Source organism: Butyricicoccus intestinisimiae (genome assembly GCF_018918345.1).
GTDB lineage: Bacteria > Bacillota > Clostridia > Oscillospirales > Butyricicoccaceae > Butyricicoccus_A > Butyricicoccus_A intestinisimiae.
Genome location: NZ_JAHLQI010000006.1, coordinates 139,328 through 164,078 on the forward strand (window position 1 = coordinate 139,328; position 24,751 = coordinate 164,078).

At 53.8% G+C, this 24,751-nt stretch carries 26 protein-coding genes; 22 read left to right on the forward strand and 4 right to left on the reverse strand.

Annotated elements, in window-relative coordinates; all coding sequences use genetic code 11:
- The first annotated feature begins 90 nt into the window (after positions 1-90).
- Together KQI75_RS11245 and pyk are read left to right on the forward strand one after the other, a co-directional pair.
- On the forward strand, positions 91-525 hold the full coding sequence (locus KQI75_RS11245) for an RrF2 family transcriptional regulator (protein ID WP_216470893.1): 435 nt from the start codon (positions 91-93) through the stop codon (positions 523-525).
- A 409-nt stretch (positions 526-934) separates the two neighbouring features.
- The gene (pyk, locus tag KQI75_RS11250; RefSeq protein ID WP_216470894.1) at positions 935-2,353 is read left to right on the forward strand and encodes a pyruvate kinase; all 1,419 of its coding nucleotides are present in this window, start codon (positions 935-937) and stop codon (positions 2,351-2,353) included.
- Between the two features lie 63 nt (positions 2,354-2,416).
- Here the strand turns inward: pyk and epsC are convergent, their stop codons facing one another.
- A complete protein-coding gene (gene epsC, locus KQI75_RS11255; RefSeq protein ID WP_216470895.1) occupies positions 2,417-3,340 on the reverse strand; it encodes a serine O-acetyltransferase EpsC in 924 nt (307 codons plus the stop codon).
- Positions 3,341-3,644: 304 nt separating this feature from the next.
- Between epsC and glgX the strand changes: the two genes are divergently transcribed.
- From glgX to KQI75_RS11310, 11 genes are all read left to right on the forward strand, one after another.
- Positions 3,645-5,705 carry a glycogen debranching protein GlgX gene (glgX, locus tag KQI75_RS11260; protein WP_246566644.1) on the forward strand — a complete coding sequence of 687 codons (2,061 nt, stop codon included), beginning with the start codon at positions 3,645-3,647 and terminating at the stop codon, positions 5,703-5,705.
- 1 nt (position 5,706) lies between these two features.
- Positions 5,707-6,738: an A/G-specific adenine glycosylase gene (mutY, locus tag KQI75_RS11265; RefSeq protein ID WP_216470896.1), complete on the forward strand. Its 1,032-nt coding sequence runs from the start codon at positions 5,707-5,709 to the stop codon at positions 6,736-6,738.
- Positions 6,739-6,768: 30 nt separating this feature from the next.
- Positions 6,769-7,719: an ROK family glucokinase gene (locus KQI75_RS11270; RefSeq protein ID WP_216470897.1), complete on the forward strand. Its 951-nt coding sequence runs from the start codon at positions 6,769-6,771 to the stop codon at positions 7,717-7,719.
- A gap of 79 nt (positions 7,720-7,798) precedes the next feature.
- Positions 7,799-7,999 carry a hypothetical protein gene (locus KQI75_RS11275; RefSeq protein ID WP_216470898.1) on the forward strand — a complete coding sequence of 67 codons (201 nt, stop codon included), beginning with the start codon at positions 7,799-7,801 and terminating at the stop codon, positions 7,997-7,999.
- Positions 7,996-8,604, forward strand: coding sequence for a M50 family metallopeptidase (locus tag KQI75_RS11280; protein WP_216470899.1), 609 nt, complete (start codon positions 7,996-7,998; stop codon positions 8,602-8,604). The genes KQI75_RS11275 and KQI75_RS11280 overlap by 4 nt, the downstream gene beginning before the upstream one ends.
- A complete protein-coding gene (locus tag KQI75_RS11285) occupies positions 8,601-9,110 on the forward strand; it encodes a CarD family transcriptional regulator (protein WP_216470900.1) in 510 nt (169 codons plus the stop codon). Before KQI75_RS11280 ends, KQI75_RS11285 begins: the two co-directional genes overlap by 4 nt.
- A gap of 27 nt (positions 9,111-9,137) precedes the next feature.
- Positions 9,138-9,875, forward strand: a complete 738-nt coding sequence (gene ispD / locus KQI75_RS11290; protein ID WP_216470901.1) for a 2-C-methyl-D-erythritol 4-phosphate cytidylyltransferase — start codon at positions 9,138-9,140, stop codon at positions 9,873-9,875.
- Positions 9,872-10,348, forward strand: a complete 477-nt coding sequence (gene ispF / locus KQI75_RS11295) for a 2-C-methyl-D-erythritol 2,4-cyclodiphosphate synthase (RefSeq protein ID WP_216470902.1) — start codon at positions 9,872-9,874, stop codon at positions 10,346-10,348. The genes ispD and ispF overlap by 4 nt, the downstream gene beginning before the upstream one ends.
- Positions 10,345-10,791: a YaiI/YqxD family protein gene (locus KQI75_RS11300; RefSeq protein WP_216470903.1), complete on the forward strand. Its 447-nt coding sequence runs from the start codon at positions 10,345-10,347 to the stop codon at positions 10,789-10,791. Before ispF ends, KQI75_RS11300 begins: the two co-directional genes overlap by 4 nt.
- Positions 10,784-11,194: a peptide deformylase gene (locus tag KQI75_RS11305; RefSeq protein ID WP_216470904.1), complete on the forward strand. Its 411-nt coding sequence runs from the start codon at positions 10,784-10,786 to the stop codon at positions 11,192-11,194. The genes KQI75_RS11300 and KQI75_RS11305 overlap by 8 nt, the downstream gene beginning before the upstream one ends.
- Positions 11,194-11,556 (forward strand): DUF4186 domain-containing protein, encoded by a 363-nt coding sequence (locus KQI75_RS11310; RefSeq protein WP_216470905.1) that lies wholly within the window; start codon positions 11,194-11,196, stop codon positions 11,554-11,556. Before KQI75_RS11305 ends, KQI75_RS11310 begins: the two co-directional genes overlap by 1 nt.
- 10 nt (positions 11,557-11,566) lie before the next feature.
- On the opposite strand, the gene KQI75_RS11315 is transcribed toward KQI75_RS11310, so the two are convergent.
- A complete protein-coding gene (locus KQI75_RS11315) occupies positions 11,567-12,172 on the reverse strand; it encodes an epoxyqueuosine reductase QueH (protein ID WP_216470906.1) in 606 nt (201 codons plus the stop codon).
- 235 nt (positions 12,173-12,407) lie between these two features.
- Between KQI75_RS11315 and lon the strand changes: the two genes are divergently transcribed.
- The 4 genes from lon to KQI75_RS11335 all read left to right on the forward strand — a co-directional run bounded on the left by lon (position 12,408) and on the right by KQI75_RS11335 (position 18,062).
- A complete protein-coding gene (gene lon, locus KQI75_RS11320; RefSeq protein WP_216470907.1) occupies positions 12,408-14,672 on the forward strand; it encodes an endopeptidase La in 2,265 nt (754 codons plus the stop codon).
- A gap of 99 nt (positions 14,673-14,771) precedes the next feature.
- Positions 14,772-16,088 (forward strand): hypothetical protein, encoded by a 1,317-nt coding sequence (locus KQI75_RS11325; RefSeq protein ID WP_216470908.1) that lies wholly within the window; start codon positions 14,772-14,774, stop codon positions 16,086-16,088.
- Between the two features lie 12 nt (positions 16,089-16,100).
- The gene (locus KQI75_RS11330) at positions 16,101-17,045 is read left to right on the forward strand and encodes a U32 family peptidase (protein WP_216470909.1); all 945 of its coding nucleotides are present in this window, start codon (positions 16,101-16,103) and stop codon (positions 17,043-17,045) included.
- A gap of 30 nt (positions 17,046-17,075) precedes the next feature.
- Positions 17,076-18,062, forward strand: a complete 987-nt coding sequence (locus KQI75_RS11335; RefSeq protein WP_216470910.1) for an alpha/beta hydrolase fold domain-containing protein — start codon at positions 17,076-17,078, stop codon at positions 18,060-18,062.
- A gap of 97 nt (positions 18,063-18,159) precedes the next feature.
- Here the strand turns inward: KQI75_RS11335 and KQI75_RS11340 are convergent, their stop codons facing one another.
- A complete protein-coding gene (locus KQI75_RS11340; protein WP_216470911.1) occupies positions 18,160-19,032 on the reverse strand; it encodes a phosphoribosylaminoimidazolesuccinocarboxamide synthase in 873 nt (290 codons plus the stop codon).
- A gap of 211 nt (positions 19,033-19,243) precedes the next feature.
- On the opposite strand from KQI75_RS11340, the gene KQI75_RS11345 reads away from it, so the two are divergent.
- The 5 genes from KQI75_RS11345 to mnmA all read left to right on the forward strand — a co-directional run bounded on the left by KQI75_RS11345 (position 19,244) and on the right by mnmA (position 24,326).
- Positions 19,244-19,423, forward strand: a complete 180-nt coding sequence (locus KQI75_RS11345; protein ID WP_216470912.1) for a chorismate--pyruvate lyase — start codon at positions 19,244-19,246, stop codon at positions 19,421-19,423.
- 136 nt (positions 19,424-19,559) lie between these two features.
- The gene (locus tag KQI75_RS11350) at positions 19,560-20,906 is read left to right on the forward strand and encodes an MATE family efflux transporter (RefSeq protein ID WP_216470913.1); all 1,347 of its coding nucleotides are present in this window, start codon (positions 19,560-19,562) and stop codon (positions 20,904-20,906) included.
- Positions 20,907-21,037: 131 nt separating this feature from the next.
- Positions 21,038-22,078: a 16S rRNA (cytosine(1402)-N(4))-methyltransferase RsmH gene (rsmH, locus tag KQI75_RS11355; RefSeq protein ID WP_216470956.1), complete on the forward strand. Its 1,041-nt coding sequence runs from the start codon at positions 21,038-21,040 to the stop codon at positions 22,076-22,078.
- Positions 22,079-22,261: 183 nt separating this feature from the next.
- On the forward strand, positions 22,262-23,176 hold the full coding sequence (nadA, locus tag KQI75_RS11360; protein WP_216470914.1) for a quinolinate synthase NadA: 915 nt from the start codon (positions 22,262-22,264) through the stop codon (positions 23,174-23,176).
- A gap of 73 nt (positions 23,177-23,249) precedes the next feature.
- On the forward strand, positions 23,250-24,326 hold the full coding sequence (gene mnmA / locus KQI75_RS11365; protein ID WP_216470915.1) for a tRNA 2-thiouridine(34) synthase MnmA: 1,077 nt from the start codon (positions 23,250-23,252) through the stop codon (positions 24,324-24,326).
- A 51-nt stretch (positions 24,327-24,377) separates the two neighbouring features.
- On the opposite strand, the gene KQI75_RS11370 is transcribed toward mnmA, so the two are convergent.
- On the reverse strand, positions 24,378-24,617 hold the full coding sequence (locus tag KQI75_RS11370) for a heavy-metal-associated domain-containing protein (protein ID WP_216470916.1): 240 nt from the start codon (positions 24,615-24,617) through the stop codon (positions 24,378-24,380).
- Positions 24,618-24,751: the final 134 nt, after the last annotated feature.

Consider the following 24,751-nt stretch of genomic DNA (forward strand, 5'->3'; position numbering starts at 1 on the left):
AAATACAAAATCCTGCCAGATAATTTGTAACAGGGTGTTGTAATTCCTAGTAAATTAGTATATAATAGGGAAAATAGGAGGTAAACCTTTATGAGGATTTCAACCAAAGGCAGATATGCATTGCGCCTAATGCTGGATTTGGCGGTTCATGATACAGGAGAAAATATTGCGCTCAAGACGATTGCCAAGCGGCAGGACATCAGCGGAAAGTATCTGGAACAGATCATTGGTGTTCTGACAAAGGCGGGCTTCGTCAAGAGCGTGCGCGGCTCGTCCGGCGGCTATCGTCTGGCAAGGTCGCCGAAGGAATACACGATTGGCGATATTCTGCGCCTGACAGAAGGCTCGCTGGCGCCGGTCGCCTGTGTGGAAGAAGGCGTGGAAAACTGTCCAAAGGCGGAGACCTGTGTTACCTTGACGGTGTGGCAGCAGCTCAATGATGCCATTAACCAAGTCGTGGATAATATCACTCTCGCAGACCTCGTGGAGCGCAGCGAGGAAATGAGCGACTTTTATTCCATCTAATTGCATATGGGACGCCCGAAAAAGCCTGTCGCAGAAGCGGCAGGCTTTTTGGCGCATCATGCAGGAATTCTGACATAATTTTGGGTATACTGGAACGAAATGAGTACATGTTTTGTAAGTTTTCTTTGGTAAACATGGAACGGACGGCGGATTTTGTCAGAAATGTATGATATTTTAGCGGAAATGGTGCACGAATCGTGGGGAAAAACAGTTGACTATAAAATAGAGGCGTGTTAAAATTACAAAACAGGTAAAATCGGGTCTTTATGGATGGGAAAGCAGATAAAATAAATCAAAAATGTCCTTATTTTGTAACGTTTTGGTAAAATATCTGTGTGAATCATTTCCTTCATAATCTGCTCTGCCATCTGTGAGGACCCGTGTTATATTTTGATTGTGAGGAGTACTTATGAGAAAAACCAAGATTATTTGCACAATGGGACCGGCTACTGACAACATTGAAGTGCTTCGCGCTATGGCGCGTGCAGGCATGAACGTCGCACGCTTCAACTTTTCCCACGGCAGTCACGAGGAACACAAGCAGCGCATTGACCGCGTGAAGGCTGTCCGCGAGGAGTACAATCTTCCGATCGCTTTGCTGCTGGACACCAAGGGTCCGGAAATCCGTACCGGTGACATGCAGGACGGCAAGATTTTCCTCAAGAAGGGCGAACAGATTCGCCTGACACCGCGCGCATGCCTTGGCACGCCGAGCAAAATTTCCATCACCTATCCGGATCTGTATCAGGACGTGCAGGCAGGCACCAGCATCCTGATTGATGACGGTCTGATTGAACTGCGCGTAGAGCAGACGCAGGAGCAGGATATTCTGTGCCGCGTACTCAACGACGGTGCCGTTTCCAACCACAAGGGCATCAATGTTCCGGATGTACATCTGTCCATTCCGTATCTGAGCGACAAGGACAAGTCTGATATCCAGTTCGGCATCGAGCAGGGCGTTGATTTTATCGCAGCTTCTTTTGTCCGCACCGCAGACGACGTGCAGCAGCTGCGTATGCTGCTCGATGAAAACGGCGGCGCACACATCAACATCATTGCAAAGATTGAGAACCAGCAGGGCGTTGAGAACATTGACGGCATTGTTTCGCTGGCTGACGGCGTCATGATCGCCCGCGGCGACATGGGTGTTGAAATCCCTGCCGAGGATGTTCCGCCGATTCAGAAAATGCTGATTAAGAAGGTAGCGAGCGCCGGCAAGCAGGTTATCACAGCGACCCAGATGCTGGATTCCATGATGAAGAACCCGCGTCCGACCCGTGCCGAGGTAACCGACGTTGCCAATGCTATTTACGACGGCACCGGCGCAATCATGCTGTCCGGCGAGACCGCTGCTGGTCTGTATCCGGTAGAGGCAGTGACCATGATGGCACGCATCGCAGAGCGCACCGAGAATGACATTGACTACCGCAAGCGCTTCTTTGTCCGCACCAGAAAGGCAAATCCGGACATTACCGACGCAATCTGTCACGCAACCTGCACGACGGCATATGACCTGAATGCACGTGACATCGTAACCGTTACCAAGTCCGGCCGTTCCGCGCGCATGGTGGCTCGGTATCGTCCGTCCTGCGGCATTATCGGCTGCACCCCAACCAAGAAGGTTTGGTATCAGCTCAATCTGGCATGGGGCGTCACACCGGTTCTGCTCAGCGAGACCGACGATGTGTTTGATCTGTTTGATTCTGCACTGGAAACCGCGAAGAATCAGGGTCTGATGCAGTCCGGCGACCTCGCAGTTATCACCTCCGGTGTACCGATTGGCGTTTCCGGCACGACCAATATGATTCGTGTTCAGGTTGTCAAGTAAGATACTCGCAAGACAAAACCACCGCTGAAAAGCGGTGGTTTTTTTGTGAAATCAAATCAGTATTTACTTGCTTTCTCCGGATGCTTCGTACTCTTTTTCGCCGAAGTCATCGACGGTCAGCTCCGGTGTTTTCATGCTGACGCGGGAGAACGGCGGAATAGAGGACGTGATAAATGCCGAGCCGCCGATGGTCGAGCCGCGACCGATGATCGTGTTGCCGCCCAGAACGGAGGCGTTGGAATAAATCGTGACGTCGTCCTCAATGGTCGGATGGCGTTTTTTGCCCGCCAGCTTGAGACCGGCGCGGGTGGACAGTGCGCCGAGCGTGACGCCCTGATAAATTTTGACGTTGTTGCCGATGTTGGTTGTCTCACCGATAACCACGCCGGTGCCGTGGTCGATGAAGAAGTATTCGCCGATGGTTGCGCCGGAGTTGATGTCAATGCCGGTGCGGCTGTGCGCATGCTCGGTCATGATGCGCGGGATATACGGAATGTTCCGGATATACAGCTCATGTGCAATGCGGTACGTGAAAATCGCACGCAGTCCCGGATAAGACAAAATAATCTGTTCTTTGCTGCCCGCAGCCGGATCGCCGTTGAGGGCTGCTTCTACGTCGATGAGCAGCAGCTTTTGCAGGCGCGGCAGCTCTGCCATCAGCTCGGCTGCAGCTTCCTCTGCGCGGAGCTCGACGGAACGAGAACGGGCGCCCTCCTGATAAGCCAGCGCCGCGCGGATCTGCGGATACAGCCGCTCGTAAATGCTGTGCAGCATCTGACCTGCGAAATATGGGGCAGAGGTGCGGGTCGGCTGGTCTGTACCAAAATACCCCGGAAACAGCAGCTGGCGGAAATCATTTAAAATATCAATGATTTCGCTGGGGTTTGGGTGTTCCAAGCCGTTTTTATTGAAAAATAATTCATTGGAATTGTATCCCGCCTGCAGCTGGCGCACGATACTGTCCAAATGATCGTTAAAATGAGACATGTTTGTTTGCTCCCTTAGAAGATGTTTACAAGTTAGTATAACAATAATTATGGAAGATTGCAACAGACAAGCGCGCAATCAAGCTGCCTAACGGTATATTTATGAATAAATATAATTGACATTTTCGGTAAAAAAGGCAATAATAATAACATAGATGAAAAACTGGCACGTTTTCGATGCGCTGTCTGAAAATGAGGTGGAGTGTATGACCGAACGGGGTCATTCTGAAAAGATGGAATATAAAAAAGAGATGGGAGCGCAAGCAGCTTTCTGTGCACCGAACGTACGCTTTTTTCAGCATCCTATGCGCGAAATTGCGGGGTATCACACCTGTCAGGGCTATTGCCTGCAAAACGGCGCATATGAACTGCCGAACGGTGTGAATTTTACCATATCTTCTATGGGCGCAACGAGTGTTTCTCTGCTGCTGTTCTATCGCCGGGCACAGAAACCGTATGCTGTTCTTCCGTTTCCAGAGGAATATCGGGTGGGAAATGTCTACTCGATGATTGTTTTCGGCTTGGATATTGGAGAATTTGAGTACGCATACAGCATAGACGGCCCGAACGATCCGGCACGCGGCATGCTGTTTGACCCGAAAAATATTATTTTGGATCCATATGCGCGCGCTGTGGCAGGTCAGTCTAAGTGGGGAACCAAGGCAATTCCCGGCAGCTATCGCGGCCGCATTGTCTCCTCGTACTTCAATTGGGAGAACGTGCAGTCTCCGCACATTCCTATGCAGGATTTGGTTATTTATGAAATGCATGTGCGCGGCTTTTCCAAACACGAATCGTCCGGCGTCGCCAATCCGGGCACCTTTGACGGCATCATTGAAAAGATTGCGTATCTCAAAGACCTCGGTGTCAATGCCGTGGAGCTGATGCCGATTTTTGAATTCGATGAGATGCGGGATATGCGCGTTCATGACGGAAAATTGCTGCTCGATTATTGGGGTTACAATCCGGTGTGCTTTTTTGCGCCGAATACGGCGTATTCCGCAGACCATGAGCTGACCCATGAGGGTGATGAACTGCGGCGGCTGGTGCGCGCGCTGCACAAAAACGGCATGGAAATCATTCTCGATGTGGTATTTAATCACACGGCGGAGGGCAATCAGGACGGCCCGATTTTCTCGCTCAAGGGCGTGGATAACTCGATTTACTATCTGCTTGCACCGGACGGAACATATTATAACTTTAGCGGCTGCGGCAATACCGTCAACTGCAACCATCCGATTGTGCACCAGATGATTGTCGCCTGTCTGCGCTATTGGGTCATTGAATACCGCATTGACGGTTTCCGCTTTGATTTGGCGTCGATTCTCGGACGAAATGAGGACGGCACGCCGATGCATAACCCGCCGCTGCTGGAATCGCTGGCGGTTGACCCAATTCTCAGCAAGGTCAAATTGATTGCGGAGGCATGGGACGCAGGCGGATTGTATCAGGTCGGTTCGTTCCCGTCGCGCAGCAACCGCTGGGCGGAGTGGAACGGAAAGTATCGAGACGATGTGCGCTGTTTCCTCAAGGGTGACGGCGGCATGGCAACACAGCTGACTTATCGTATGCTGGGTTCGCCGGATTTGTACCAGCCGGATGAACGCGGTGAATGTGCGTCCGTTAACTTCATCACCTGTCATGATGGATTCACGCTTCACGATTTGTTCTCATACAATGCCAAGCACAATGAGGCGAACGGCTGGAAAAATACCGACGGTGACAACAACAACAACAGCTGGAACTGCGGCGAAGAAGGCGAGACCAAAAATCAGGACGTCAATAACCTGCGCCGCCGTCTGCAAAAGAATGCCGTGACCGTGCTGATGTGTTCGCGCGGCACACCGATGTTCCTCGCAGGCGATGAATTCGGCAATTCGCAGTTCGGCAATAACAACGCGTACTGTCAGGACAACGAAATTTCGTGGCTGAACTGGGACGACTTAGAAAAGAATCAGGATTTGTATCATTTCTTCCGGTATATGATTCATTTCCGCAAAAAGCATCCGATTTTGCGGCGGCATACCCGCCCGGCAAAAAGCCGTTTTCCGGAAACCAGTCTGCACGCAATGACCCCGTGGGATGCAAATTATCAGTATGATTCCCGCGTCATCGGCGTGACCTTTGCCGGACGCAATATGGAAGATACGGCGGACGATATCGTTCACATTGTTATGAACTCGCATTGGGAAGGTCATCAGGTCTGTCTGCCGGATTTGCCGAACGGTCAGGACTGGTATATTGCGGTCAATACGTTCAATGGGCCAGACAGCGACTGTGTAGAAGAAGTTGAGGATATGCAGTGCGTGCGCAGCGGCATTCTATGGATTCAGCCGCGCTCTGTCGTCATTCTTGTCGCACAGTAAGATGACACAGCAGGAAACCGTAAAACAAGCGCTGCGCCGTTTGTGCGCGTGGTATCAGCAGGGACATCGGGATTTGCCGTGGCGGCGTACCCAAGATCCGTATGCTGTTTGGATTTCCGAGATTATGCTGCAGCAGACGCGGGTGCAGGCGGTCATCCCGTACTATGAACGCTTTATGCGGGCACTTCCGACCGTGCAGGCACTTGCCGAGGTGCCGGAGGAACAGCTGCTCAAGCTGTGGGAGGGGCTGGGATATTATTCCCGCGCCCGCAATCTGCAAAAGGCGGCGCGAACCGTTTGTGCGGAATTTGACGGACGCATGCCGCGTGACCGAGATGCGCTGCTGACGTTGTCCGGCATCGGTGCGTATACGGCGGGAGCAGTCGCATCCATTGCAGGCGGGCAGTGTTGTCCCGCGGTGGACGGCAATGTTCTGCGCGTGCTGTCGCGGCTGTTCGCGCGCGATTGGGATATTACATCGCAAAAGGTCAAGCAGCTGGCAGAGCAGGAATTGCAGCCGGCGATGCCGTGCGCGTGTCCCGGAGACTGTAATCAGGCATTGATGGAACTGGGTGCGATGATCTGTGTGCCGAACGGCGCACCGGACTGTGCGCACTGTCCGCTCGCGGATTTGTGCGAAGCGCAAAAGACGCATAGACAGCTTGATTTTCCGGTCAAAAAGCCAAAAAAAGCGCGTCCGATTGAGCGGCGTGTGGTGTATATCATTTGGAAAGACGGCAGAATTGCCGTGCGCAAGCGTCCGAAGCAAGGACTTCTGGCAAATCTGTGGGAATTTCCCCATGTGCTGGAGGGAGAGGACGCACAGCAGGCGTTTGGTATAGCCTTGACCCAGCAAAAGCCGCTCAGGCAGGCAAAACACGTGTTCACTCACTTGGAATGGCATATGACCGGCGTGCAGGCACAGACGAGCGACGGTGGCACGTTTACATGGGTGACGCCGCAGCAGCTGGAACAAGAGATTGCGCTTCCCAGTGCATTTCGTGTCTACCGCACGATTGCGCTGCAAGCATAGATAAAACACAGAGAGCAAGGAGATACGGCAATGAGAGACTATTACTTTGGCGTAGATGTTGGCGGCACAACGATAAAAATGGGACTGTACAGCCAAAAATCCGGTTGGGTGAAAAAATGGGAAATCCCGACCCGCAAGGAGAATGGCGGTATGTATGTGCTGGATGATATTGCCGCAGCCGTGTATGCGGCACAGCAGGAATTTGATTTGGACAACGCGAGAACCGCGGGCATCGGCATCGGTGTGCCGGGACCTGTGCTCAAAAAGAGCATCGTCAACGGCTGTGTCAATGTTGGCTGGGACGTTGTCAACGTGTCCGAAGAACTGGGCAAGCGTACCGGACTGCCGGTGTATGTCGAAAACGATGCAAACATTGCCGCACTCGGCGAGCAATGGAAGGGTGCAGGCAAAGACTATCAGAGCGTGGCTCTGCTGACGCTGGGCACCGGTGTCGGCGGCGGCATCATTCTGGACGGCAAGATTGTTTCCGGCTTTCAGGGCGGCGGCGGAGAAGTTGGCCATCTGCCGGTGGTACGGGATGCTGTGCGCAGCTGCAATTGCGGAAAGGCGGACTGTGTCGAGCTGGCAGGCTCTGCGACCGGCGTGCTGAACTGTGCAAAGCAGCTACTTAGTGAAACAGACGAGCCGTCCGCCATGCGCGACATCGAAAATCTGTCTGCGAAAGACGTTTGTGACTGCTGCGCGGCAGGTGATGCCTTGGCGCGGAAGTGCATAGACCGTGCGGCGGACGCACTGGGCACAGCGCTCGCCTGCATTGGCTGCATTGTCAATCCGGAGGCATTTTTGTTCGGCGGCGGCATGGCGGCGGCAGGAGATATTCTGCTCGAGCCGATTGGCCGCGTGTACAATGCAAAAGTATTCCCGCCGCTGCGCGGCACGCCGATTTTACAGGCGACGCTGGGCAACGAGGCAGGCATTACCGGCGCGGTGCGTCTGGTACAGATTGAACAGCAAGCATAACAAGAAAGACCGTTTGCATCGGCGAACGGTCTTTTTTTGCGCCTGTGCGCATATCATGACAGGGAAGGAGGGACACCGAATGGATGAGACAATTCGGAGCGCACTGCTGTGCATGGGAATCTGTCTGGGGATTTTTGCGGCAGCGCAGTGGCTGCGCGCGACTGGCGCGCTGTCCTTCCTGCCGGAGAGCCGCGCGGGCAGTGTGACGGCTGTGCTGGGCGGACAGATGATAGAGCGCGAATGGGGCGGACTGACTGCCGTTTTTTCTTCCGGCGGATGAAGGGACGGCTGCTTGTATCGCCCTCGTTTTATGTGTTTTGGGCGGTCTTTTGTCTGCTGGACACCCAGAATATTCTGCCGGTGTTTGCGCTGGCGGCGATGCTGCACGAGCTGGGACATGCGGCGGCGATTGCGTGTTTGGGCGGAAGCATTCGATGTGTGCGGCTGCACGCGGCAGGTGCCGTGATTATGCAGGGCACGCCGCTTTCCGGCGGACGGGAATGCGTCGTTGCGCTCGCGGGTCCTGTGACCGGCTTGCTCGCAGCTGTCGCGTTTGCGTATTTCCGGCAGCCGATAGAGGCAGGTGCCAATTTGGTGCTGTCGCTGTTCAATTTGCTGCCGATTGTGCCGCTGGACGGCGGTATCGCCGTGCGCAGTCTGCTGGGTCTGCTGCCGCCCACGGCGGCGCGGGTGGGATGCCGAATTTTATACGGCAGTTCGGTGCTGGCGGCGTTTGCACTGGCCGTGTTTGGCGGTGTTCTGCTGTGGCAGACCGGCAGCAATCCGGCGGGGCTGTCGGTGGGGATTTGCCTGCTCGGAAGCCATGCGGATTTGTTGCGTGATGCGCGAAAATATGCTATCATTACAAAGAATGAGATTGGATGAATGAGGTGATACACACGTTCTGTGTTGGAGATCAGGTTCTTCATCCCCTGCACGGTGCAGGGACAATCACATCCATTACGATTCGACAAAACGGAGATAATCGGCAGCCATATTATGCCATGCATCTGCTGATAGATGATGCAGAATTGCTCATTCCGGTTGCGTGCGAAACGCGCATTGGACTGCGGCGTATTTGTTCCAAACAGACCGCACAGGAAATTTTAGCGGGAAACATCGGGACCCTTCCGCCGCAGCCGTCCAGATGGAACTGTCGGCAGCGGGAAAATATGGCGCGCATTCGGTCGGGAGATATTCGACAGGTGGCGCAGGTTGTCATCTGCCTGCATATGCGCGGCAGACGGCGGGCGCTGGCGGGGAGTGAACAGCGCGTGCTGGCGTGCGCGGAAAAAATTTTGTATTCTGAACTGATGCTGGCTGTCTCCGCGACAAGAGAAGAGATTGAACAAACGCTGGAGCCGCAGTGGAGCAAGCTGCGGCGGAGATAGAGAGAGCCGGCGGAAAGGAATCAACCCATGCTGAATTTACGGAAGAAAACGATACAGGACAAGCAGCAAACGCGCGGAAAGCAGGTCTATGCCATCATTCCGGCGGCCGGATCTTCGCAGAGAATGGGCGGCGGAAATAAATTGGTGATGGAGCTGCATGGACAGCCGATTTTGTGCCGCACCCTGCAGGTCTTTGAGGCGTGTCCGGCGATTGACGGCATCGTTCTCGTGTGCCGCAAGCAGGATCAGGCAAATTATGCATCTCTGTGTGCGGATTGGAACATCAGCAAGCTGCATAAGATTGTGGAAGGCGGCCCGACCCGCGAACACTCTGTGCTCAACGGCATTCTTGCCTGTGAAAAAGACATTGGCTATGTTGCCATTCACGATGCGGCGCGCCCGCTCATCACGGAGGAAATCATCGCGGAAGCGGTGGAGGTTGCCATGCGTGATTCGGCTGCCGCGCCGGGCGTTGCCTGCAAGGACAGCATTCAGGTCATTCAAAACGGCAAAATGGTGAAAAATATCGCAAGAGAGAGCGTGATTGCCGTACAGACGCCGCAGTGCTTTGACATTGATTTGATTTGCGCGGCGCTGACCAAGGCGCTGGAATCCGGCGAAAGCCTGACCGATGACTGCGGTGCAGTCACGGCGCTGGGACAGCCGATTACCATCACCAGAGGAAGCTACGAAAACATTAAAATCACGACGCCCGAAGATGTAGTACAGGGCGAGGCGATTTTGAAAGGAAGACGACAAAAATGAGAATTGGTCACGGCTATGACGTACACCGTCTGGTAGAGGGCAGAGCGTGCATCATCGGCGGCGTAGAGATTCCCTATACCAAAGGACTGCTCGGACACAGCGACGCGGATGTGCTGACGCATGCGATTATGGACGCCCTGCTCGGCGCGGCAGCGCTCGGAGACATCGGACACCTGTTTCCGGATCAGGACGATGCGTTCTTGAATGCGGACAGCTTGGTTCTGCTGCAAAAGGTGCAGGAAGTGCTGACGCAAAACGGCTGGAAGCTGGGCAATCTGGACGCGACAGTCATCGCGCAGGCGCCGAAAATGGCGCCGCATATCGCGGCAATGCGCGAAAAGATTGCGGCTTGTCTGCAAACCGATGTGCGCAACGTCAGCATCAAGGCGACGACGGAGGAGCATTTGGGCTTTACCGGCTCCGGCGAGGGCATTTCCGCTCATGCCGTGTGCCTGCTGGAACCGCTGGCATGATAATTTTTATTGATGCGGATGGCTGTCCTGTCGTAGACGAGACGGTTCATTTGGCAAACACGCATCATATTCCGTGCGTCATTTTGTGCGACACCTCGCACCAAATTCGGCGCACGGGTGCACAGACCATCATCGTATCCAAAGGAGCGGACAGCGTGGATTTTGCGCTGGTCAATCGCCTGCATGCGGGTGATATCGCGGTTACGCAGGATTACGGTCTTGCCGCGATGTGCTTAGCGCGCGGCGCACGGGTGCTGCGGCAGGACGGTCTGGAATACACACAGGAAAATATAGATGCGCTGCTGCTTGCGCGGCACACCGCGAAAAAAATCCGCCGATCCGGCGGACGATTGCATGGAAATAAAAAACGATCCCGACAAGAGGACCGAGACTTTGAGCAAGCGCTCACAGCAATGATAACAGGAGAGAACACACATGATTAAACCAATCAACAAGGACATTTTATTTTTACAGCAGAAGGCAGAGCCGGCAACGCAGGCGGATACAGCCGTGATGCGGGATCTGCGCGACACCATGCAGGCACATCAGACCGATTGTGCGGGCATGGCGGCGAATATGATCGGCGTCAACAAGCGTATCATTATCGTCAATCTGGGCATGACCAATCTGCTCATGCTCAATCCGGTTATTTTGAAAAAATCCGGCAAGTATGAAACGACAGAAGGCTGTCTGTCTTTGCCGGGAGAGCGTCCGTGCACGCGCTATAAAGAAATCACGGTGGAGTATCAGGACGAGCGCATGAATAAGCACGTACAGCAGTTCAGCGGCTGGGTGTCCGAGATTGTACAGCACGAGATGGATCATCTGGAAGGCATCCTGATCTGATGGCACAGCGCGATTTGAGCGACTTGTTTTTTCGGCTATCGCGTTCTGCTTTCCGCAGCCGCTTTTACCTCAAGCCCAAAGACCGAGAATATGTCTGGACGAAGGGTATGGACACGGTGCGCCGCCATGCGTATGACTTTGTGCGGCAGCGTTTGGCGCCTGCCGTCATCCCGAATGACGGCAAACAGACGCCGATGCGCGGGCATCCGGTGTTTCTCGCCCAGCATGCCACGGCGACCTGCTGCCGCGGCTGCCTGTGGAAATGGCATCACATTCCGGCCGGCACCGCGCTCACGCCGGAGCAGCAGGACTATGTGGTGGATGTCATCATGACGTGGATCGAACGGGAGATGAGAGGATAGCCGCAAAAGGCTATTCCTCCTCCCAGATGGAATACTTGCAGCCGCAGTAATTTTGCCGATACACGTCGTACTGCTTGCACAGCGCAATCGAGCGCTTATAGCCCTCTTTTTTCTTAAAATCACCCGGAAGCCAAGTCATGTCGTGTTTTTTTGCGATATTTTCGCCGATGGTGTTGATGAGCGGGGCATTTTTGTGCGGGCTGATGGTCAGCGTGGTTGTCAGGAGCGAAAAGCCAAGTGCTTTCGCCTTGGCGGCGGTGTAATCCAAGCGCAGTTCAAAGCATTTGGTGCAGCGCGCGCCGCCCTCCGGTTCCTGCTCCAAGCCGCGCACATAGGCTTCGTACCGCTCCGGATCGTAGTCACACGGGACGGTCGGAATGCCGAAAATTTCGCACAGCCGCAGCTGTTCAGATAATCTGTGCTGGTATTCTTCCTCAGGATAGATGTTGGGATTGTAATAAAACAGCGTGATGTCAAAATATTTGGACAGATATTCCATGACATAGCTGCTGCACGGGCCGCAGCAGCTGTGCAGGGCGAGACGCGGCCGATCAGTCAGCTTGCTGATGATGCGATCCAGCTGCTTTTGATAATTGATTTTTTGCTTGTTCTCCATAGACAAAACTCCTATCTGGCATACAATCGGTATCTCTATTGTAGCACACAAACGCAAAATGTAAATAAATTGTGTCAGCCCTTGACATGCAGGCAGAAACTACTATAATAAATACAAAATCATTGTTTGCAAGTGTGCCGGATGCGTCTGCGCAGAAGGCATTTTTTTTCACGAAGCATTAGCACTCGGTACAATTGAGTGCTAAAATCGGCGGACGGAAAGGGAGGCATCTAGTATGCTAGTCATTCCTGTATATGATTTGGCACTCCTGCCGGGAGCCAGTCTGTACTTAAAAAAAGAATATTATGAGGAGCTTGCGGGAAAGCAGGCGGAGCAGGGCGCAAGCGTTATTTTTCTGATGCTCAAGCAGCACAAGCAGCGTCCGGACATCAAGCCGGAGGACATTTATCCGATTGCGGTCACGGGCGTGGTGGAGTCGGTCGACGAGGATGGAACCGTCAATGTTCGCGCGCTGGCGCGTGTGCGTCTGAGCCAGGCGGACTTGGAAGCCAACCTCGTACAATTTGTCGAATGCACCGAAATTCAGGATTTGACGCCGGCGGAGGTCGAGGAGCGGTTTAAGCGCGTCCGCGGTGCAATGTTGAAATTCAGCAATCAGTTCCAGTGGGGCGTGATTGCGCGGCAGTACATTCTGAATTGGCATTCGCTTCCAGAGATGGTGACGGCGCTGTCCAGTCAGCTCAATATCTCCAGCGAGGAGAAATATCAGATGCTGGAGACCGATGTGCTGTCTCAGCGCATGGAACTGATGGAAAAAGCCATGTATGAGATGATTGAGGTCAACCGCGTCAGCGGCGAAGCCCAGCAGGCGGTCTCAAAGTCCAACGAAATGGTTTACCGCGAAGAAGCCATCAAACGGCAGATTGAATTTTTGCAAAAACAGCTGGATGACATGCATCCGGAAAACGTTTCGGATATCCGGAAGTTCGAACAGGCCATTGCGCAGTCCGGCATGAACGACATCGCGGAAAAAGAGGCGCGAAAAGTTCTCAACCGCATGAAGCAGGAGGGCCAAAACGGTCATGAATACGGCTTGCTGTATGATTATTTGGACTTTGTCACGGGCTTGGCGTGGAAAAAGGCGCCGTTTGAACGCATCGCGCTGGATCGGGCGGAAGAAATCCTCGATGAAGACCATTACGGCCTGAAAAAAGCCAAAAAGCGCATCATTCAGCAAATTGCCGTGATGGCGCTCAATCAAAAGCAGGCGGGCTCAATTTTGCTGTTTGTCGGTGCGCCGGGCACGGGCAAGACCAGCATTGGCCAGAGCATTGCCAGAGCGCTTAAGCGTCCGTATGCGCGTGTCAGTCTCGGCGGCGTGCGCGATGAAGCGGAAATTCGCGGACACAGACGCACCTATGTCGGCGCGATGCCGGGCAGAATCATGGACGGCATTCGGCGCAGCGGCGCATCCAATCCGGTTGTAGTGCTGGACGAGGTAGATAAGCTGGGCAAGGATTACAACGGCGACCCGTCCAGTGCGCTGCTGGAGGTGCTGGATCCAGAGCAGAACAGCACGTTCACTGACCACTACATGAACGTGCCGTATGACCTGTCCGATGTGCTGTTTATCTGCACGGCAAATTCGCTGGATACGATTCCGGAGCCGCTGCTCAACCGCATGGAGGTCATTCAGTTTCAGGGCTATACGGCATCGGAAAAGCTGCAGATTGCCAAAAAACATCTGCTGCCGCGGGCGATGGAGAGCGCGGGCATTGCGCCGCAGCAGCTCCATATCTCCGATGGCGCGCTTCGCAAAATTATCTCGGATTACACGATGGAATCCGGCGTGCGCGGACTCAAAAAGCGCATAGATACGCTGTGCCGCAGCGCCGCGGTCAAACTGGTCAAGGGAGAAAACACAGCCGTCACGGTCGGCACACGGCAGCTCAAAGAAATGCTCGACCGCAAGCCGATGCGGCATGACACGGCGATGAAAACCGGTGTGCCGGGCGTTGTCACGGGCTTGGCGTGGACACAGGCGGGCGGCGACATTCTGTTTTTGGAAACCATGTTCACCAAGGGCGAGGGAAAAATTCATATTACCGGCCAGCTCGGCGATGTGATGAAGGAATCGGTACAGGTTGCCATCAGTCTGGTCAAGAGCATGTATCCGGACAAGGCGGATATGTTCAAGGAGTATGATTTGCATGTTCATGTGCCGGACGGCGCGGTGCCGAAGGACGGCCCGTCCGCAGGTATTACGCTGACAACGGCACTCGCCTCGCTTGTGACGGGGAAGGCGGTAGAGCCGACGGTTGCCATGACCGGCGAGGTTTCGCTGCGCGGCGGCGTCATGCCGATTGGCGGTCTGCCGGAAAAGCTGATGGCGGCGGTTCGCGCGGGCATTCGCACGGTGATGATTCCCAAGGACAACGAGGAAGACTTGGAGGATGTCGCGGAGGAAGTCAAGCGCCAGCTGACGATTGTTCCGGTCAGCAGCGTCTCACAGGTGCTGGAGAAAACCGGCTTGCGATAATATGGAAAGCCCAAGAGATTGCACTCTTGGGCTTTTTTCTTGCCGTTTGCGTACAAAAACCGTATAATAGAATCAATTCAAACCGAAGGAGTGTGGCAAATGATTCCGTTTTCCATCTTGAGTGGGCAGCTGCTGGCAGAAGGAAACAGCATACAGGAAATTAGCATCTTGGATGTGTCGCGCATTGGATTTCCGTTCCGTGTGCCGAAGTCGTTTCACAAAAGCTGGGATGCCATTCGGCTGCAGTTTTATTGCCGGAAGGACAGTGCCTATCGTGAGGTCGTTTTGCGCGATGTTTTCTGCGAAATGCAGCAGGAGACGGAATTTTTTGTGGTCTATCGTGTCGAAACCAATCAGCTGGATTACAAAGCGGCTGTGACGCAGCTGATGGCGGAGTACAGCCAATATATTTCGCTCAAGCTGGAGGAGGACGCCGGCACTTTGGCGCAGACATGGGCGGGCTATCCGGCACAGATGGATGATATATTTGCGCCGCATTGGGACGCGCAGCGGCACGACTGGTTTTCCGGTATGCAGCCGGATGCCGCTTGGCGCGCCTGCATACCCAAGCTGCCGCCGCTGGCGGTTGCGCTGGATCGACCGGAGCTGTGGGAAAAATATATCGCATTGCCGGACTCGGAGTTTTTTGCATGGTATTGGGCGCTGCACGGATTGGGCAAACATCCGATTTCACGCATGTCGGTGCGGTATGTGTATGTCGGCAGCGCGTACTGTCCGCGCCTGTTTCCGGAGCCGCAAGCGCTGTGCAGGCTTGTGCACAAGGCGCGGCGCGAGAACTTGCAGCCGGTATTGGTGACGTCTATGCTGCGGGAGCACGATGTGCCGCGCGCACAGGATTGGCTGCGGCATCTGCCGGAACAGAACATGGAACTTGTCTGCAACGACTGGGGCATGATGGAATTGGTCAAGCGGGCGGGGCATACGCCGGTGTGCGGAACGCTGCTCAACAAACGCCGAAAAGATGCCCGCCTTGCGTATAAAACCGGCATGGCTGCGCATCGAGATCAGTTGCGGCAGACAGCAGTGCAGGCGGGCTTTTATCGGGCTTGGCTGCGGCGCACCTATGGCGTCGAAACCATTTCGTTTGAAGCGTGCGGATATGTGCCGGATTTGACACCGAATGCTGATGTCTATGCGCCGTTTTACCAGACGAACACAGCGGGACATTGTACGCTGTATGCGGTGTGTCACAACGGCAGCCGCGGGCGCCAGACGGTGGAGGACGATTGCCCGCAGTACTGCCGCGAACGGGTGTTTTTGTATCCCGACCATCTGCACATGATTGGACGGTACAACAGCCTGTTCGGCGCAGATTTGCGTATCCTGACAGACGGGGCGTATCTGGATGCCTTTCTCAGCCAAAAGCCGCGCCGTCTTGTCATCAACCTGCTTTGAGGAGGAAAAGCTATGAAAATTACAGCGGGAATCGGCTCGGCAGATGCATACATTCCCTGTGTCGAAGCGGGTGCGCAAGAGCTGTTCTGCGGGTATGTTCCGGCGGACTGGATGGAGAAATACGGGATTTTTCTGCCGCTCAACCGGCGGGAGGTGCTGTACTATCCGGTGCAAATCGGTGCGCGCAGCGAGCTGCAGATTTTGGGCAGCATGAAAGAGGTCTACGGCGTGCCGGTGACGATTACGCTCAATTCGCTGTATTACATGCCGGAGCAGTACCCGATTTTGGCGGCGTATATCGAGCAGTGTATGCAGGATGGGTTTTCATCGTTCATCGTCGCGGATATGGCGCTGCTGGTGTATTTGCATGCACAGGGCATAGACCGGCACATACAGCTGCACATCAGCGGAGAGCTGTCCGAAGTCAATCGCCTGACCATCGCGCAGTGCAAACAGCTGGGCGCGCAGCGCATCATTTTTCATCGCAAGACCACACTGGCGGATATGCACGCCTGCACGGCGGCACAACCGGAACTGGAGTATGAAGCGTTTGTGCTCAATGAGATGTGTCATTTTCACGGGGCGTTTTGCAGTTCGCTGCATTGCGATGAGCTGCCTCACGCTTGCCTGATACCGTATAAACTGGGCGGAGCATACGATTCCATATATTCCCAAGAAAAACCGTGTGACGAGCCTGTGCGGGCACGTGTCGGGCAATCCGGATGCGGGCTGTGCGCGCTGTGGCGCATGAAGCAGGCGGGCATTGCATATGGGAAGCTCGTGAGCCGCGGAAATTTTTTGGAAGAAACCGTGCGCGACATTCGCGCGTTCCGCGCGGCGCTGGATATTGTGGAGGCGAGCGCATCCGAGACGGATTTCCAAGCGCAGATGAAAAAGCAGCTGTTTCCGGACGGCTGCAGCGGCGCTTGCTATTATCCGGTCAATCGGGTACAATGAGAGAGGAAGAAACCCTAAGAGGAGCAAAAATTGAAACGAATAAAAACTCTTTTGCTGATTGTCGTTGTCTCTCTTACTGTGTTTGCCGCAGGCTTTGCCTTTGTGTCCGTCCATGTCTATCACAGATCCATCGGCGCGTCACTGACAGAGCTGCGGCTGCAGTCCAAAAACTCGACGCGGGTGTTCGAGACAGCGCAAAATGCGCAGAAATACATGCAGCGGCGGGCAAAATCAGAAGACAAGTGGTATGAACTGCCGAAAGACGTGTCGTTTGAAAGTACGATGATTGTCTTTCATTATCGAAACATCAAGCTGCTGGCGTTTGTGCCGGAGAGCGAAAAAAAGCATATTGTCCTGTATCTGCACGGCGGCGCATATGTGAGCCAGATTTCCAAAAATCAGCTGCGCTTTTGCGACCGGCTGGCGCAGCAGTCGGATTCTGTCGTGCTGGCACCGATTTATCCGTTGGCGCCCAATCATCGGTTCAGCGAAACATATCTGGTGCTGGAACACCTGTATCCGGACATTCGCGGGTACACGGATTTGCCGCTGACGATTTTGGGAGATTCCGCGGGCGGCGGACTTGCCGCCGGATTTTGCGAGTATCTCGGCGTGTGGGGCTGGGAACAGCCGGAGCATTTGATTCTCATTTGCCCGTGGCTGGATGCCACGCTGTCCAATCCGGACATCAAGCGCTATGCCAAGCATGACCCAACGCTGTCTCCGAAGGGCTTGCGGAGAATGGGGAAAGCATGGGCAGGACCGTATACCAACGCGAAGGACTACCGCATCAGCCCGATGTTTGGAGAGCTTTCGTACTTCCGCGATGTCACGCTGTTCACCGGCACACGCGAGCTGCTGTATCCGGATGTCGTCAAGTTTTCCGAGCTGCTGCAGGAGGCGGGAGCGGAGACCACGCTGCATGTTGGAAACGGCCTGAACCACAACTACCCGCTCTATGACATTCTGGAAGCGGGAGAGGCGATGCGGCAAATCTGCGAGGCGATCGCACGCTGAGCAGGCTTGTTTTGTTTTCATTGTACATAAAAAGACGGCATACATCCAACGCGATGTATGCCGTCTTGCTATTTCTTTATGCAGCAAATAACAGAGATTACAGCTTCTTGCCGGTCAGCAGTTCATATGCCTGCAGATACTTGGCAATGGTCTTTTCGGTGATGTCCGTCGGCAGCTCCCAGTCATGCTCGTTTGCCTTGAGCCAGTCGCGTGCGAACTGTTTGTCGAAGGACGGCTGACCGTGACCCGGCTCATAGCCGTCTGCCGGCCAGAAACGGGAGGAATCCGGTGTCAGCATCTCATCACCCAGAACGATGTTGCCGTTTTCATCGAGACCGAACTCAAACTTGGTGTCGGCGATGATGATACCGCGGCTCAGTGCGTAGTCAGCGCACTTCTTGTACAGAGCGATGGTGTAGTCGCGCAGCTTCTGTGCGTACTCTGCGCCCTTGCCCGGGAAGCACTTCTCCAGATGATCGATGCTCTGCTCGTAGGAAATGTTTTCGTCGTGATCGCCGATTTCAGCCTTGGTGGACGGGGTGTAGATCGGCTCCGGCAGCTTGTCGGACTCCTGCAGGCCTTCCGGCAGCTTGATGCCGCATACGGTGCCGTCCTTCTGGTAGCTTGCCCAGCCGGAACCGGTGATGTAGCCGCGGACGATGCACTCGATCGGCAGCATGTTCAGCTTCTTGCACAGCATGCTGTTGCCGTCAAACTTCGGCTGCTGGAAGTATTCCGGCATGTCCTTGACGTCTACAGAAATCATGTGGTTCGGGATGATGTCCTTGGTCAGATCGAACCAGAACTTGGACATCTGCGTCAGAACGGTGCCCTTCTTCTCGATGGTGTTCTTGAGGATGACATCAAAGCAGCTGATACGGTCGGTTGCCACCATAATCAGGCTGTCTCCGTTGTCGTAAATCTCACGAACCTTGCCTTCCTTAATCGGCTTCATTTCCTTTGCACTCATGTTATTTACCTCACAATCTGCGAAAGATTAAGTATTACCATATTAGATAACCAGATTTCGCGCGAAAAATCAATAGTAAAATTGACCATAATTCTGAAAATGTCAAAAAAATGCGAGATTTGGCATATGAAAGCAAGATTCGGGATAGGCGGCAGGCGAAAAATGTGATAAAATAAAGGAAAATTTTTTTACGGCAAAGGAGAGAAAAATCATGGGATTTGCAGATCCGGTGGACTACATCGTTGTTTCGTTTGAGGGAGATTATGCCATGCTGCGCAAGGCGGACGAGCCGGACGCACAGCTGATACAGGTGGCGATTGCGCTTTTGCCGGACGGCGCGACGGACGGCAGCCGCGTGCGCCGCGTCATGCTCGATTACACCTTACTGTAACAAAATTGCGGTCGGATTTATAAAAACGATGGACTTATTGCATATTCCTGCTTAATTTTCCATTCGCTCTTTTCATTTTGCATCAAATCGTGTACAGTATAACAGGTGGAAAAAGTGAAAGAAGGAGTTTGCAAAAATGCTGTTGAAAGACAAAAAGTTCTACCGCATGTTTTTGATTCTGTGCCTTCCGATTGTCCTGCAGAATGTCATTTCGCTGAGTGTCAATCTGACGGACAATCTGATGCTCGGAAGCTATGCGGAAAGCGCGCTGTCCGGCGTCACAGCGGTCAACCAGATTCAGTTTATTTATCAAAACTTGCTCATCGGCATCGGTGACGGTCTGGTTATTCTGGCATCACAGTACTGGGGCAAAAAAGACACGGAGACCATTCGCAAGGTCGCAAGCATTGCCATGCGCACGGCACTCGTGCTCATGCTCGCGCTGTTTGTCATCGTGTCGCTGTTTCCGGAGCAGGCAGTCGGCCTGTTTACCAATGACGCGGAGATTATCGCCGAGGGCGTCAAGTACTTGAACATTGTGCGGTTTACCTATCCGTTTTTCTGCGTGACAACAATTTTGCTCGCGGTGCTGAGAAGTACGGAAGTGGTCAAGATTGCGTTTTACCTGTCATTGAGCACGCTGTGCATCAATTTTTGCATCAACTGGTGCTTGATTTACGGACGGTTCGGTCTGCCGCGGCTGGGCGTGCAGGGCGCTGCAATCGGCACGTTGGTTGCGCGCATCGTAGAATGCATCATTATTTTGTGCTACGTTGCCAAGAAGGAACGAAATCTCGGCTTAAAGCTGCGGGATTTCCTGCATGTAGACCGCTCGATTATGCGCGACTATTATCGCGTCAGCCTGCCGATTTTGTTTATCTCGGCGATGTGGGGCGTCAATACGGCCATGCAGACCGCGATTCTGGGGCATCTGACCTCCAGTGCGATTGCGGCGAACAGCATGGCGTCGAATTTGTACTTAATTGTCAAGACAGTCGCAGTAGGCGCGGCGTCGACGACCAACGTATTTATCGGCAAGGCGATTGGCGAAGGCGATATGAAGGTAGTCAAGCAGTACGCCAAGACCTTTCAGGTTATGTTCCTGATAATGGGCATTTGCTGCGGTTTGATTTTGTATGCTCTGACCGAGCCGGTGCTGGCGCTGTACAGCTTCTCGGACGAAAGCCGCGAGCTGGCACGCACATTCCTGCACATTCTGTGCATTGTCATGGTCGGCATGTGCTATCAGATGCCGGTCAATTCCGGCATCATCAAGGGCGGCGGTGCGACCAAGTACGCGATGATTTTGGACTTGGTGAGCATTTGGTGCATTGTCATTCCGCTGTCGTTCTTTATGGCGTTTTACGTCAAGGCATCGCCGGTTGTTGTGGTGTGGTGCCTGAATTTGGATCAGCTGTTTAAGGCGGTTCCGGCGTTTATCATGGTAAACTATGGACACTGGGCGAAAAAACTGACGCGATAATCAAACAGATGAGAAAAACACTCGCTTGCCTTCAAACGCAGGCGGGTGTTTTCTGTTAGGAATCCTTTGACAAACGATGCTCTGCATGATACGATAAAGAAAAAGTATCTAAGAAGAAAGAACGAATGATTATGGAAGAACAACAGCAGCATAAACGCCGCAAACGATATAAAGGCACCCATCCGCGAAAATTCAGCGAAAAATATAAGGAACTGAATCCGGAAAAATATCAGGATGATGTCAAAAAGATTATCGGACAGGGCAAGACGCCTGCCGGTATGCACATTTCTATTATGGTGCAGGAAATTCTGGATTTTTTGCAGATTCAGCCGGGACAGGTCGGCTATGATGCCACATTGGGATATGGCGGACACACGCGCCGCATGCTGGAGTGCCTGCACGGACAGGGACACATGTACGCGACGGATGTAGACCCGATTGAATCGGAAAAGACAAAAAAACGTCTGGCAGAGCTGGGCTTTGGCGAGGATATTCTGACCATTCGCCGCATGAATTTTTCGGAAATTGACAAGGTCGCAGACGAAAAATTTGATTTTGTTCTGGCAGATCTCGGCGTCTCCTCGATGCAGATTGACAATCCGGAACGCGGCTTTACATTTAAGCAGGACGGCCCGCTGGATTTGCGCCTAGACCCGACATCCGGCACGTCTGCCGCGCAGCGGCTGCGCGAGCTGGATGAGGATGAGCTGGTGGGGCTGCTGGTCGAAAATTCCGATGAACCGTATGCACAGTGCATTGCCTCGGAAATTATGCGGACGTTTGCCCGCGGCGAGACCATTGACACAACCCGACAGCTGTATGATGCCATTGCCCGCGCGCTGTCGTTCCTGCCCAAAAGCGAGCAGAAGGACATGGTGAAAAAATCGTGTCAGCGCTGCTTTCAGGCGCTGCGCATTGATGTCAACAGCGAATTTGAGGTGCTGTATGCGTTTTTGGAAAAGCTGCCGACCGTGCTCAAGCCGGGTGGGCGCGTGGCGATTCTGACCTTCCATTCCGGCGAGGATCGGCTGGTCAAAAAGGCGTTCAAACAGGGCGTGCGCGACGGCGTGTACCGCGAGGCGGCGCGCGATGTGGTTCGCCCGTCCGCGCAGGAGTGCTATCAAAATCCGCGCGCACACTCAACCAAAATGCGCTGGGCAATCAAAGCGTAAAACAACTTGACAAAATGCCGGAGCAAAACTATTGTTTTTGCTGATTTTCAGGCAATTTTGGCTCGGTGCTTGACAGATTGTGTAAAACATGATATTCTCAAAAACGATAAACATATAAAAACACTGGGAAATGCCGTGCATTTTCCATTTCCACTACCGACACCCTATCAGGAGAAATGACGTATGATTCGTGAGATTCAGGATGAAATTCTGCGCTTGAAAAAAGAGCAGGACGTATGTATTTTGGCACACAGCTATGTAGCAAGGGAGATTTCGGAAGTTGCTGACTTTGTCGGCGATTCCTACGGTCTGAGCGTACAAGCCATGAGCGCACCGCAGAAGACGGTGATCATGTGCGGCGTTCGGTTTATGGCAGAGACCTGCAAGATTCTCTCTCCGGAGAAGAAGGTTTATCTGGCAAATCCGGTGGCTGGATGTCCGATGGCTGAGCAGATGGACAAGGATCTGATCGGCGCTTGGAAGAAGGCAAATCCGGATTATACCGTTGTTGCGTACATCAACACCACCGCAGAGCTCAAGACGATTTGTGATGTATGCTGCACCTCTTCCTCCGCAGTACAGATTGTAAACAATCTGGATACCGACAAGATTCTGTTTATTCCGGACTGCAATTTGGGTCAGTTCGTGGCAGAACAGTGTCCGGACAAGGACATCAAGCTGCTGCAGGGCGGCTGCCCGATTCATGCCGCTGTTCCGAAGAAAGCGGTTGACGAGGCGCGCGCAGCACATCCGGACGCACTGCTTCTGGTTCATCCGGAGTGTGTACCGGCTGTCGCTTCTCAGGCAGACTACGTTGGCTCCACCACGGGCATCATGAACTACGCAAAGAAGTCCGATGCCAAGGAGTTCATCATCGGCACCGAAATCAGCATTGCGGAGCATCTGCAGTATGAGTGCCCGGATAAGAAGTTCTATCCGCTGAGCAAGCAGCTGATTTGCCCGAACATGAAGTCTACTACGCTGGTAGATGTCCTCAACGTACTGCAGGGCACCGCAGGCGAGGAGATCACCATGGACGAGGAGACCCGTCTGGCAGCCAAGCACTGCATTGACGAGATGATCCGTCTGGGCGGCTAATTTTTTTGGAAATACCATCGGCTCTGCTTTCTCAGGGAAGTGGAGCCGTTCTTTTTGAGGAGAGGACCATGCTATGAAGGAAAAGATTCTCGCAGCCATGAGCGGCGGCGTGGACAGCTCGGCGAGTGCGGTGCTGCTGCTGGAGCAGGGCTATGACGTGGCGGGCGTGACGATGGCGCTGTATGATCAGGGCGATATCGGCAAAAAGACGCGTTCGTGCTGCTCTGCCGATGACATCGCGGACGCACGCAGCGTGTGCGCGCGTCTGGGCATTGATCATTATGTCTTTAATATGGGCAATATTTTTCATAAAGAGGTCATTGACCGGTTTATTTCCGGCTATCAGTGCGGCTTGACGCCGAATCCGTGCATTGACTGCAACAAATACGTCAAGTTTGATGCGCTGCTGCGCCGTGCCGGTGATGTCGGCTGCTGGCGCATTGCGACCGGTCACTATGCCCGCATTGAGTATGATGATGCCGCACAGCGGATTTTGCTCAAGACTGCGGCGGATGACCACAAGGATCAGACGTATTTTCTGTATTCCATGACGCAGGAGCAGCTCGCGCGCGTGAAATTTCCGCTCGGCGGACTGACCAAACCGGAGACGCGCCGTCTGGCGGAAAAAGCCATGCTGACCAATGCGCGAAAGCCGGACAGTCAGGACATCTGCTTTGTACCGGACGGCGATTATGCCGGCTTTATTGAGCGCACCACGGGACAGGCACCGAAGCCGGGCGATTTTCTCGACACCGAAGGCCGTGTCATCGGACAGCATCGCGGTCTGGTGCATTATACGGTCGGACAGCGCAAGGGTCTGGGCTTTGCATTTCCGGAACCGCACTATGTGTGCAGCAAAGACGCACAGCACAATACCGTGACCATCGGCACATCGGAACGGCTGTTTGCCAAGCGCCTGCTGGCAGGTGACTGCAATTGGATTGCGGTGCAGGCGCTGACGGCGCCGATGCGCGTGCAGGCAAAAATTCGCTATGGACAGAAGGCGCAGCCCGCGACGCTGTTTCCGGATGAAAACGGAACCGTCATTGAATTTGACGAGCCGCAGCGCGCAATTTCGCCGGGACAGGCAACCGTCTGGTATGACGGAGATGTCGTTGTCGGCGGCGGTACGATTATTAAGAGTTTATAAAAAGAATCCTCTGTTTCCCATGTACGACAGGAGACAGAGGATTTTTTGCAATCAGAGGTTGTATTCCATGCGGGCGCGGTCAACCGTGTATCCCAAGCTGGTCAGGCAGTCGCGCAGCATTTGCGGCGTGACGGATTTGTCGTCAAATTCGACAGAGACCAGATTGCCGCCGCTGTCTGTTTCCACAGACAGCACGCCGTCGCACGAGCGATGAAACGCCTGCCGGAGCCGTTTGGCGTCGTAGCTGACACCGAGCGGTGTGACGGAAAAATATGCGTTGTTTTTGGACATGTGCTCACCTCCGGCAATAGTATGCGGAGATGCCGGAACAATGATACGGCTTGACAACCAAAACATTGCACCGTATGATAGAACACAAAGGAGGGATGTCGTATTTTTCAATTGCATCATTCCCATCCGTGCAA